Here is an 11671-nt window from a genome sequence, read left to right on the forward strand (position 1 = left end):
AGATATTTTGTGGTATGAAAGGTACTGATAAAAAATATCTTCTAAATCCTTGATAGGAGGAGAAAGTTTTAAAGTTGTTCCTTCTCCAATATAATAACGCTCACCAAGCTTTACCCAAATAACCTTTTTTGGAACCTTTACAAAAACTATTTTATCTCCGTCCCTGTAATAAACTTCTTCGTATCTAACCATCTGTAATTTGTCCTCGTTATATTCAAAAGTAAGTCTTAGAGCATGATAACTAATAGCAAAAATAAAAGAAACAAATAGTAAAAAGGAAAAAGAATATAATTTTCTCACAATTTCACCTCTTATAATCCATCACTTACAAGGCTTATATTTAAAATTGGTTCAAAATCTTTTACTACATAATCTTGACTTTGTTGCTGTTCATACGTATAAAGTTGATTCTGAGGTCTTTTGATGTCAAACGTGAAAAATGAAACTGTTACAGCAGCTCCAACTATGATCAAGACTAAGGATGACTTTTTCAATCTGCTCATTAGTCTTTTCCTCTTAATACTTTTTATTATTCTATCTTCAAGTAGGTCACCTGGTTTATACATTGTCTCAATTTTAACAATAGATATTATTTCTTTGTACTTTTCCTCGTTCATGCTATACCTTCCTCCTCAAGTATCTTTTTAAACTTCTCTCGTGCGTTGTGTAATCTGCTTTTCACCGTTCCTTCCGGTATTCCTAGAATCTCTGCAATTTCTGAGTAAGAAAGTCCATCAATATCTCTCATCCTAATTAATACCCTTTCTTTTTCGGATAGTTTTTCAAGTGCTTTTAGAATCTTTTCATATAAAATTTCCTGGGTAACTTCTTTTTGGACGTCCGTTTCTTTATCTGGAATATCTATTTCCACATCATCTTCACTGTTGTTATTTTCAACACTGAAAGTTTTTTCATTTTTCTTTTTGTATTTTTCATACAGTGTATTACATACATTTACTGTGATTCTATATATCCAAGTTGAAAGAGAAGAATCTCCTTTAAACTTTTTAATACCCTTGTATATTCTCAGCATCACTTCTTGGATAACATCATCTACATCATCTGTTCCAAAATAACTTCTTGCAAACGCACCAATTTTTGGAGCATACTCTCTATACAGTCTTCTGTAAGCCCATTCTTCCCCTTTTTTTAAAGCTTTTATAAAATTTTTCTCATCGCTCCACACTATTTGACCTTCCCTTTTATTTGAATGTTCATTTGAAAAATTCAAGCATTTCACCACCTGAAATCTCTCTAAATTCTAAAGCGTCTAAAAGGGCTTTTCCCTCATAGCAGTTGTTAAAGTATACATATTTTGGACCTTCAAAGTCTTTTATATCTTTGTATATTTTAACAAGCTCTTGCCTTGAATATTTGTAATTATACCTTTTTTTGCATCTTCTTCAAACCACATTTTATTTCTTCCATGGAGTCTTACATACAACCTTTCTTTTGCTTTTACAACAAATGGTAAGAAATCTTTTAGTGGTGGTTGGTCAATAGTAACTATTTCAAAATCATCAGTATTAAAATCAATCCAAGAAATATGCCGTAATTCAACAAACAGATTATTGAACTTTCTTGAAATTTTATAGAGAAATCTTTCGTTTTCATCGGTTCTTTTAAAAGAAAAAGGAAACTGTGCAAGATATCCAATAAGTCTTTTTTCTTCAACCATTGGTTTTGTGGCATCTAAGAATTTATCTACATATGAAAGATCATGTTCATGTGTAATTTTCCCGTATAACTTTATTGAAAAGTAGAAATTACGCGGAGTATTTCTTAGCAGTGATACTATCGTCCTAAATCCAGGCATCTTGTAGTAGGTATAATTTAACTCCACGGTGTTAAATTTATATTTACCTATGTAATATTTTAGCATTTCATTTTTCTTTATGTTTGGATCATAGACTTTACCAATCCAATCATCGAACTGAAATCCACTAGTACCAACGTATATCATCTTCCAACTCCATATTCTAGGTGTTCAACAAGATGAAATGGAATATCATCAATAAAGCTTTTGCCACGTCTAATAATGTAATCATTTCCGTAAAAGATTCTTGATGAACCTCCAGCGCTGTAGATTATATAGAGAAAATCTTTTGCACGAGTAATTGCAACGTAGAACAATCTTTCTTCTTCGTCTAATGCTCCATCTTTTAAACTCATTATGTGTGGAAAATCCCCTGGATTTACACTTAAAATGAATACTACTTTCCATTCAAGACCTTTAGCTTGGTGTACAGTTGTTAAAGTTACTTTTTCGGTTTCCTTATCAGATTTACCTTCTTGTGCTATCTCATAACTTTCACTTACAAGTATATCAGATAGAAAGTTTTCAGGTGTTTCATAGAATGAGGCCATTTCTATTAGTCTTACTACGTCTTCTTTTCTGTCCCTTGCATCGTCAAATATTTCTTCCATCTTTTCCTCGTAGAATTCCTCATAGAAAATTTTAATTCTTTCCCCTGGATTTTTAATTTCTTGTGATTTTAATATGATTTCTTTTATTTTGTTAAAGTCAGAGCTTTTTTCTTTGATCTCGTTAAATGCATCTAGTCCTTTAGATGCAAGTTTTTCAGATATATTGTTTGATTTTATTTTTCCTATTCCTTTTGCAAGTTTTAGTAATCTTATCCAGGATATTTTTTCTTCATAGTTTACAGAAACTTTTAAGAATGCAAGACAATCTTTTACGTGTGCTGTTTCTGTAAATCTTAGACCAGAATAAAGTTTGAATGGTATACCATGTTTTGATAGTTCAAGTTGAAGTTCAAGTGAGTGAGAATGGGCTCTATAAAGTACGGCTATATCGTTTAGAGAGACACCTTGCTTGTTGTAGTTTAGTATTTCATTTGCCACAAAATCAGCTTCGTCGTAGTGGTCAAACACCTGTACTAAAAATGGTTTTACTCCTGTACTTCTTTTTGCACGCAACGTTTTGTGTATGGAGTTTTTTGGAAGCATTTCATTTATAAGGTTTACTATCTCTTGTGAGCTTCTATAGTTGGTTTGAATCTTGAATATTTTTGCCTCTTTTTGAAAGTCAAGTACATTTTCAAAGCGCGCACCTCTGAACGAGTATATACTTTGTGCGTCATCTCCAACAACCATGAGATTTCCATGTACTTCTGAAAGTAAGTTTACAATTTGAAATTGAACTATGTTAGTGTCTTGAAATTCGTCAACAAGTATCCATTTATATCTGTTTGATTCTTTTAATCTAATTGCTTTGTTGGTAGATAGAATTTGTAAGGTGTTAATTAAAAGATCGTCATAGTCAACCGAATTTTGCTGCATTTTTTCTTGTTGATATTTTATTAGGATCTGTTCTATTAAGCTTTCTTGTTCTAGATATCTTGGATTGTATTTTGCAATAGCTTCTCTTAGAGAACATAGAGTGTTATTCATATAGGAGTTTATGATTAATAGTTGCTTTGCATTTGGAACAGTTTTGCTTTCAGATTTTGGAATTATTTGACTTCTTGCACTTTCCATTACATCTTTTGCATCTTCACTGTCTAGTATTGTAAAGTTTGGTTTTAGTCCTATTATTGTTCCGTATTTTCTTAGAAATAAATTGCATATATGGTGGAATGTTCCTGAAGTGATTCCATCAAGTGTAGAACGTGAAACAAGTTTTGCTCTCTGTAGCATTTCTTTTGCTGCTGCTTTTGTAAATGTAACAAGTAGTATTTCAGAAGGTTTTACACCGGAAGATATTAAGTGGGCTATTTTGTATGTTATCACCCTTGTTTTTCCACTTCCTGGTCCTGCGATTACAAGTGTTTTTCCTTTCGAGTTTACGACCGCTTCATATTGTTCATCGTCAAGTTCGGCTTTAAAATCTATCATTTTTTCATTCCTTTCTTTTATTATTTATTTTTTAGTAGTAATAATAATATATACTAAAAAAGTGGAAAGTTATCTTGAAAAAATTGCATTTATTTGGCATGAATATTTGATTTGTAACTTTCCAAATTTTTGAAAGAAAATTAACCACCGCCTGGAAATAAGTTTTAAAAGTATAGTTTTTTCAGTACTTTTAATGGTAAGAAGTTATACATTGTCTTAAATATTATAATCGATTCAATTGCGTTTTAAATTAGGTGGTAAGAAATTCTCATTTTTGTAAGTAAAATTTCTTACCGCTGGTAAGAAAAACTATATATAGTGTGATTTATTTTCCAAATACCAATATGTAGTAATATAACTTTCCAAATTTTTAACCAATAAGTATTAAACCTTTTTCAATATAAGCCTTTGCAAGAGTTAACATTTGACCCCAACCAAAAGCACATCCGTACCTAATTTCAAGCTCATCAGTATTTTTTACCAATGTATGATCTATTATCGTTATGTATGTTCCGCCATCTACACTTTCTTGAAATTTCATAGTAACCTTGCTTCTAAATCCGTCTTCGTATTCGTACCACCAAAACTCCCAAAGTTTTTCGGGAATTATTTCAACAGTATATCCATTATCAGTTACAACTTCACCGTTGGTAAGTCTTTTCCATCTAAAGGATATCTTTCCACCATCTTTAACTTCCATTTTCATACCATCTGTAAACCATGGATCCCAACCGTTTTCGTTTACAAAAACTTTCCAAACTTTATTTTTTGGAGCATTTATGTATTCTACAAACTTCATTGGTGGCAGTTTTAACATTTTTTACCCCTTTCTAATTGAAAGCAATACTCCAAGTACTATCGATAGCATTGCAGCTGTTAAAACGCGATATTCAGGTGGAAGAAGGAAAGTTATAGTGTGAGCCGGAATCCAGAAAAATGGTATTGTTTTTAAAATAACAAAACCAAAGAATTTTTGCCAGTCTATGTAATCTACTACACTTGAAAATTTAATTGAAAATATATTAGCGATTTTTCCCTTTCCAAGGTCTATATACGTATCGGTAATTCTGTGAAATGCCATAAATGTTGGTGCAAAAATTAGATTCATTAATGCACTTGTGAAAAATGCATGGAGAATTTTATTATTTCCAGGTAAAAGTCCTTTTTTCATTACCACATCTGTTCCGCTTGCAAAAAGTTCAAACACAAGAACAAAACACATACCTAGAAAACCCCATACCAAGAATCTGTAGAATAGACCATATGGTTTTAAATATTTTCCCTTTTGAAGCCTTATTGAAAGTAGTTCACCCATGGTTGCAAGTATGGAAACCTTTAAAAATCCCATAAAGTAAGGATGGGCTCTGTTTAATGCAATGTAAACTTGATGTGTTGGTTTAAAGACGAGCAGAAAAACTATTAGTGAAAATAGTCCTAACCATATAAAATCTCCTTTTTTCATATAATCCTCCTTTTCTATTTACTATGTTTCTCTTATTATTATCTCAGGCTTAAATGCAACAGTTTGTTTTTTTCTTGTAAAACCTTTAATTCTTCTTAAAAGTAATTCTCCTGCACTTTTTCCCATTTCAACTATTGGTTGTTTTATAGTTGTAATATTTAAGATATTAGAGAGTGTGAGGTTGTCAAAACCACACAGATGAAAGTCTTTCTTTGGTACAAAACCTTTTATTCTTGCAAATTCTATTACTGGAAAGGCAAAATAATCGGTTGTAGTGAAAATAATAACCTTATTAGAGCGAGTAAATATTTCTTTTGCAACATTAAAAGCTTCTAGCCAATCTAATTCAATTTCAAAGATCCTTTCTATGGTTCTGCCCTTTTTTTCTACAGATTCAATAAAGCCACTTACCCTTTCTTCGAAAACGGTACTTTCTAGTTTTGACTTTCTTCTATGAGTAATTACAAAGATATCTCCTTCAAAATTTGAAAGGTAATCACCTGCTATCATACCGCCGTAAAAGTTGTCAATGATAACAGAGTCATACTTTTCAGAATCAAATTCAACGGAAACAACAGGAACGTTTTTTGGTATATATTGTTGGAGAAGTCTATCAACATTTAGTGCATCTATAATAACTCCATCGGTTCCAAGAACAAAGTCAGAACTTTCCCTTACAAATTTGTATCTATTTTCACTGTATAATGGATAGACAAATGATGTGTATCCTTCTTTTTCAAAAATTTCATCTATACCAGAAAGTAGTAGTTGATGAAATTCTCCAACCATTTGTGGAAATATTGTTGTAATTATTTTTGTATGTCCACTTGAAAGTCTTCTTGCATGTGGGTTTGGCATGTAGCCGAGTTCTTGTATTACTTTTAGCACATGTTCCTTTGTTCTTTGATTAACGTGTGGACTGTTATTTATAACTCTTGATACTGTTCCAACACCAACTCCAGCTTTTCTTGCAACATCTTTTATAGTAACACTTCTTTTTTTCATTTTAATATCCTCCTTAACATATCAAATGCGTGTAAAGTTGAGCGATTTCTAATTGTTTGTCTGTTTCCTTTAAAGTAAAATCTTTCAGTCATGAATATGTCATTTTCCCTTGAGTATGCACAGATCCATACTGTACCAACAGGCTTTTCTTTTGTACCGCCTGTAGGACCAGCGATTCCTGATATTGCAACTGAGTAGTCTGTATCTAATAATTTACTTACTCCTTTTGCCATTTCTTCTACGCATTCTTTACTTACCGCTCCAAATTTTTCGAGTGTCTTTGGATTGACATTTAAGAGTTTTTGTTTTACTTCATTAGAATATGCAACAATTGAGCCTTTAAAAACTTTTGAAACTCCGGAAAGATTTACAAAATTGGCGGAAACAAGTCCACCAGTACATGATTCTGCAAATGAGACGGTTTTATTTTTTGAAAGCAGCTTTTCAAATACTATTTCTTCAATAGTTTTGTCATCGAAAGCATAAATATAATCTTTAAGTTTTTCACTTAACATATTAACTATTTCATCTACAAGTGCTTTTTCACCTGTAAATCTTAATTCTACACCGCTAGTATGACTTGCCATTGTCGCTACATTTACCTCTTTATACTTGTAAATTATATCTTTGTATTTTTCTACAAGAACTGCTTCTGGAATATTTATGGTTTTAATTCTTCTTTGGTAAATTTTATTTTCTTTTTCGATGAGGTTTAGTGCCTTTTCAAATATAGGTATCATTTCAACAGGAGGACCGGGAAGTATTAAAATTGTACTTTTTGGAGTTTTTAAAAGCATTCCTGGTGCTGTACCAACTGGATTTTCTAAGACTGTAGCACCTTCAATTACCATCGCTTGTCTTTCTACTATTTTCGGTACATAACTGTGAAACTTTTTTGCCTTTTCAATAATTTTTTTTGATAAATTTTCATCAAGAATAAGGTTTTTTTCAAGAGCTTTTGAAACAGCCTCACGTGTTAAATCATCTTCCGTTGGTCCAAGTCCGCCAGTTGTTACTACAAGGTCGGTTGTTTCAAGAGAATCTTTTATTTCTTTTACTAGCAAATCTAAATCATCTGGAAGGGTTTTGATAATTTTTGTTTTATAGCCGTATTCTAAGAGCTTTTTTGAGATATATTTTGAATTTGTGTCTACTATAATTCCTTCGACAAGTTCATTACCAATTGCTATTATTGATGCAGTTTTCATAGTTTCACCTCTTTTTTGGAACGTTTCCAAATATATGATACCACAAAAAAATAGAAGCTGTAACTTTAAAGAAACACGAATTATAACAAAAAATAGTAAAATCTAAATAAAAGGAGGGATAATATGCCTCAAAGGTTTATTGTTGTCACAGGTGGGGTATTAAGCGGAATTGGTAAAGGTATATTTTCTGCATCTCTTGCGAGAATATTAAAAGACAGTGGGGTAAATGTTAATATATTAAAAATTGATCCATATTTAAATGTCGATGCTGGTACGATGAATCCAAATCAGCATGGAGAAGTATTTGTAACTGATGATGGATATGAGGCAGATCTTGATCTTGGACATTATGAAAGATTTCTTGGAATTAATGTTTCAAGAAAAAATAATATAACAGCTGGACAGATATATTATTCTGTAATAAAGAGGGAAAGAGAAGGGAAGTATTTAGGTTCAACTGTTCAGATAGTTCCACATGTTACATCCGAGATAAAAGATAGAATTAAGACTATGGATGGCGATTTACTTGTGATTGAAATTGGCGGGACTGTTGGAGATATAGAAGGAGAAGTTTTTTTAGAAGCAGTTAGAGAGCTTGCTTTTGAAATTGGAAGAGAAAAATTTCATTTTGTGCATGTAACTTACGTTCCATATTTAAGAACCACAAACGAGTTTAAGACAAAACCAACTCAGCAATCTGTTCAGCTTCTAAGAAGGATAGGTATCCATCCAGATACTATTATAGTTAGAACAGAAATGCCTATAGATGCAAATAGTTTATTTAAAGTTTCTTTGTTTAGTGGAGTTCCAAGAAATAGAGTTATAAATCTTCCAGATGCATCTAATGTATATGAAGTTCCAGATGTTCTTCATTCTTTGAATCTTCACAAATTAATCGCTAAAGAGCTTGGTCTTGATATAAATGATAGTTTTAATTGGAGTTATCCCAAGTCTTTTGAACTCTTGAAAATAGGTATAGTTGGTAAATATCTGGGAACAGATGATGCTTACAAGAGTATAATTGAATCTATATATCTTTCAGGTGCTCAAAAACCTATAGTTATTGACGCACAAGAACTTGAAGATATGACGGATGAGCAAATCAAAAACTATTTAGATGATTTTGACGCATTGATTATTCCAGGAGGGTTTGGTAGAAGAGGAATAGAAGGAAAGATAAAAGCAATAAAATATGCAAGGGAAAATAAAAAACCAATTCTTGGAATTTGTCTTGGAATGCAGCTTATGGCTATAGAATTTGCTAGAAATGTTGGAAAATTAGAAGGTGCAAACTCTACAGAATTTGATGAGAATACCCCATACCCAGTAGTCAATATGATGGAATCACAAAAAGAGGTATTAAATCTTGGTGGGACAATGAGGCTAGGTGCACAAAAGACACAAATTATGAAAGGAACTCTTTTAAGTAGAATTTATGATGGACAAGAGGTTGTGTATGAAAGACACAGACACCGCTACGAAGTTGATGCAGAAGCATTTCCTCAATTATTTAAAAATCCAGGAGAAGAAGGTTATAAACTAACAATATCAGCAAGATCTGATTTTGTTGAAGCAGTTGAACTTGATGATCATCCATTCTTTGTAGGTATTCAATATCACCCAGAATATAAATCAAAAGTTGGAAAACCTCACCCTATTTTTAAGTGGTTAGTAAAGGCCGCAGGAGGCAAAATAAATGATTGATTATCATATACACAGTAATTTTTCTCCAGATTCAAATTCAAGTGTAGAAGATATTGTAAAATATGCAAGAGAAAAGAATTTGAAGGTTATAATTACGGATCATTACGAGGCAGTTGAAAAGGATCATAACTTTAAATTTGATGTAAAAAGCTATAAAGAAGCAATGAAAAAATATGGACTTTTAGTTGGAGTAGAGTTTGGATGGGATGGTAAATCAAAAATTGACATAGATTTAAAAGAATTTGATTTTGTTATATTATCATACCATGCGTATAAGGAGTATGATGATATTCAAAAGATGTATGAAAATTATTTAAAGGATTTGTATAATATAATCGAAGTTGTCAATGATTTTCATGTATTAGGTCATCTTGATTTTCCTAGAAGGTTTGTAAAAAATAATGAGCCATTTTCAAAAAAATTATATCCATTGATCTCGGAAATTTTTAAGAAAATTATTAAAGAAGGAAAGATATTAGAAGTTAATACTTCTGCAATATACAGATACGGTGAACCAAACCCTTCGTATGATATTTTAAAACTTTATAGAGACCTTGGTGGAAAATATGTTACAATAGGTTCTGACGCTCACAGATTGGAAGATGTAGGAAGAGGTATTTATGATACTTTAGGTAATTTGAAAGATTTGGGTTTTGAATATATAATGGTATTAAATGATGGAAAATGGGATATGGAGAAAATTGTCTAAAAATAAAGAGGAGGAGGAGAAAGTATGATTGATGCAAAACTTGTTAAGGAATTAAGAGATAGAACAGGTGCTGGAATGATGGATTGTAAAAAGGCACTTGAAGAAGCAAATGGAGATATGGAACAAGCTATTGAAATCTTAAGAAAGAAAGGTATTGCAAAGGCAGCAAAGAAAGCTTCAAGAGAAACTGGCGATGGAATTATCGCAGCTTACGTTCATTTTAACAAAAGAATTGGTGTCTTAGTTGAATTAAATTGTGAAACAGATTTTGTTGCAAGAACAGAAGACTTCCAAGAACTAGGTAACAAAATTGCAATGCACATTGCAGCAATGTCACCAAGATGGGTAAGAAGAGAAGATGTCCCACAAGAAGTTATTGAAAAGGAAAAAGAAATCTATAGAGACCAATTAAAAGATTCTGGAAAACCAGAACATGTTATTGAAAAAATCGTAGAAGGAAAATTAAACAAATTCTTTGAAGAAAATTGTTTGTATGAACAAAAATTTGCATTTGATGAAGATAAAACCGTTGAAGAATTAATTAAAGAATCTATTGCAAAGATAGGAGAAAACATAAGAGTTTCAAGATTTGTAAAATATACAGTTGGTGAATAATTTCAAAATTAACTTTACAAAAAAAATATATTTTAAAGATTGTTTTAATATAACACAAATTTTTATAAAGGTTTAAACCTTAGGAGTTGATTATAACAAATAAATCTCCCCGTCCTTGATTATTAGGATGGGGAGATTTACTTTGGATTATAACTATTGTTTTTTTTTTTAAAAAGAATTTTTAAACTTTAAGCGTTTTTACCTGTTCAACTAGGTTATTTGCTAAAGCGGTTAATTCTTGAGAAGATACACTTATGTCTTGGCTTGCATATGCAAGTTGTTTTACAGCTTCCATCATTTCTTCTATCTGTTGTGCTATCATTAAAATTGATTGAGATGACATATCCATTGCACTACTTATTTCTTGTGCTGCTGCTCCCTGTTTTTTCAGAACTTGCTGCTAAGCTTTCTATTTCTGTTGACATTCTTGTTACTTTGTCTGTAATCTTATCAAACTGTTCTACTACTGTTTCTGATTTTATATTAATATTTTCAACTAGCTTAACGACATCTTTAGTTGCTTATCTGCGTTAATTGCACCTTGGCTTATCTGTCCTAATATTTGTTCTATTTGATTTGTTGCTGCTTTACTTTCTTCTGCAAGTTTTCTTATTTCATCTGCAATTACATCAAATCCTATTCCGGACTACCCCACTATTGCTACTTCTATATCTGCATTTAAAGCGAGCAAGTTTGTTTGCTCTGCTATTGAATTGATTGTTTCAAATATTTGTCCTATATTCTTTGCTTGTTCATTCAAATTGTCAACTATATTAGCAGTTTTCTCTCCTCTTTCTTTTGCTTGTCGTAATCACCCCATAGAAAATTTGGAGAAAAAATAAGAAAATGATATCATTAAATTAAAGAGATGAAAGGGGTGTTTTATATGAGAAAAAGGGAAAAATATTCTTCTGATTTTAAACTTCAAGTTGTTAAGGAATACCTTAATTCTGATAAATCTCAAAACGATATTTGTTCCGAATATAATATTTCTCAATCTGCCTTTTCTAGATGGGTTAAAAAATATGAGGAATCTGGTTATGACGATAATGTCTTCAATTCTAAAAAAGGAAGACCTAAATCTATTATTTCTGATATTTCTAAGGTTCC

Annotated in this window: 15 protein-coding genes and 2 pseudogenes; 5 read left to right on the forward strand and 12 right to left on the reverse strand. The window is 31.4% G+C overall.

Annotated elements, in window-relative coordinates; all coding sequences use genetic code 11:
• The 10 genes and pseudogenes from JG780_RS08605 to JG780_RS08650 all read right to left on the reverse strand — a co-directional run.
• Positions 1-300 (reverse strand): annotated as a pseudogene (locus JG780_RS08605) (hypothetical protein); the annotation flags it as partial.
• A gap of 11 nt (positions 301-311) precedes the next feature.
• Positions 312-617: a hypothetical protein gene (locus JG780_RS08610; protein WP_012579921.1), complete on the reverse strand. Its 306-nt coding sequence runs from the start codon at positions 615-617 to the stop codon at positions 312-314.
• Positions 614-1231, reverse strand: coding sequence for an RNA polymerase sigma factor (locus tag JG780_RS08615; protein ID WP_004100997.1), 618 nt, complete (start codon positions 1229-1231; stop codon positions 614-616). Before JG780_RS08615 ends, JG780_RS08610 begins: the two co-directional genes overlap by 4 nt.
• Complete coding sequence (locus JG780_RS08620) at positions 1215-1349, reverse strand: hypothetical protein (RefSeq protein WP_353844462.1); 135 nt, start codon at positions 1347-1349, stop codon at positions 1215-1217. Before JG780_RS08620 ends, JG780_RS08615 begins: the two co-directional genes overlap by 17 nt.
• The gene (locus tag JG780_RS08625) at positions 1334-1963 is read right to left on the reverse strand and encodes a DUF72 domain-containing protein (RefSeq protein ID WP_287570144.1); all 630 of its coding nucleotides are present in this window, start codon (positions 1961-1963) and stop codon (positions 1334-1336) included. Before JG780_RS08625 ends, JG780_RS08620 begins: the two co-directional genes overlap by 16 nt.
• A complete protein-coding gene (locus JG780_RS08630; protein WP_287570146.1) occupies positions 1960-3858 on the reverse strand; it encodes an ATP-dependent helicase in 1899 nt (632 codons plus the stop codon). The genes JG780_RS08625 and JG780_RS08630 overlap by 4 nt, the downstream gene beginning before the upstream one ends.
• Before the next feature lie 370 nt (positions 3859-4228).
• On the reverse strand, positions 4229-4675 hold the full coding sequence (locus JG780_RS08635; protein WP_004100993.1) for an SRPBCC family protein: 447 nt from the start codon (positions 4673-4675) through the stop codon (positions 4229-4231).
• Between the two features lie 3 nt (positions 4676-4678).
• Complete coding sequence (locus JG780_RS08640; protein WP_004100991.1) at positions 4679-5320, reverse strand: Mpv17/PMP22 family protein; 642 nt, start codon at positions 5318-5320, stop codon at positions 4679-4681.
• Between the two features lie 21 nt (positions 5321-5341).
• A complete protein-coding gene (locus JG780_RS08645) occupies positions 5342-6325 on the reverse strand; it encodes a LacI family DNA-binding transcriptional regulator (protein WP_004100989.1) in 984 nt (327 codons plus the stop codon).
• Positions 6322-7533 carry a competence/damage-inducible protein A gene (locus JG780_RS08650; RefSeq protein WP_004100987.1) on the reverse strand — a complete coding sequence of 404 codons (1212 nt, stop codon included), beginning with the start codon at positions 7531-7533 and terminating at the stop codon, positions 6322-6324. Before JG780_RS08650 ends, JG780_RS08645 begins: the two co-directional genes overlap by 4 nt.
• 123 nt (positions 7534-7656) lie before the next feature.
• Between JG780_RS08650 and pyrG the strand changes: the two genes are divergently transcribed.
• The 3 genes from pyrG to tsf are packed head-to-tail and all read left to right on the forward strand — an operon-like array spanning position 7657 to position 10561.
• Positions 7657-9237: a CTP synthase gene (pyrG, locus tag JG780_RS08655; protein WP_114703152.1), complete on the forward strand. Its 1581-nt coding sequence runs from the start codon at positions 7657-7659 to the stop codon at positions 9235-9237.
• Positions 9230-9946, forward strand: coding sequence for a histidinol-phosphatase HisJ family protein (locus JG780_RS08660; RefSeq protein ID WP_287570151.1), 717 nt, complete (start codon positions 9230-9232; stop codon positions 9944-9946). Before pyrG ends, JG780_RS08660 begins: the two co-directional genes overlap by 8 nt.
• 24 nt (positions 9947-9970) lie before the next feature.
• The gene (gene tsf / locus JG780_RS08665; RefSeq protein WP_012579917.1) at positions 9971-10561 is read left to right on the forward strand and encodes a translation elongation factor Ts; all 591 of its coding nucleotides are present in this window, start codon (positions 9971-9973) and stop codon (positions 10559-10561) included.
• A 181-nt stretch (positions 10562-10742) separates the two neighbouring features.
• On the opposite strand, the gene JG780_RS08670 is transcribed toward tsf, so the two are convergent.
• Positions 10743-10910 (reverse strand): hypothetical protein, encoded by a 168-nt coding sequence (locus JG780_RS08670; RefSeq protein WP_157782467.1) that lies wholly within the window; start codon positions 10908-10910, stop codon positions 10743-10745.
• A gap of 17 nt (positions 10911-10927) precedes the next feature.
• Between JG780_RS08670 and JG780_RS08675 the strand changes: the two genes are divergently transcribed.
• A complete protein-coding gene (locus JG780_RS08675; RefSeq protein ID WP_287570159.1) occupies positions 10928-11095 on the forward strand; it encodes a hypothetical protein in 168 nt (55 codons plus the stop codon).
• Here the strand turns inward: JG780_RS08675 and JG780_RS08680 are convergent.
• Positions 11058-11321 (reverse strand): annotated as a pseudogene (locus JG780_RS08680) (methyl-accepting chemotaxis protein). The gene JG780_RS08675 and the pseudogene JG780_RS08680 sit on opposite strands and share 38 nt — an antisense overlap.
• Positions 11322-11447: 126 nt before the next feature.
• Here JG780_RS08680 and JG780_RS08685 point away from each other — a divergent pair.
• The coding region (locus JG780_RS08685) for a transposase (RefSeq protein ID WP_287570156.1) at positions 11448-11671 on the forward strand (224 nt) is incomplete at its 3' end.

This window comes from Thermosipho sp. (in: thermotogales), assembly GCF_020054775.1.
Lineage (GTDB): Bacteria > Thermotogota > Thermotogae > Thermotogales > Fervidobacteriaceae > Thermosipho > Thermosipho africanus.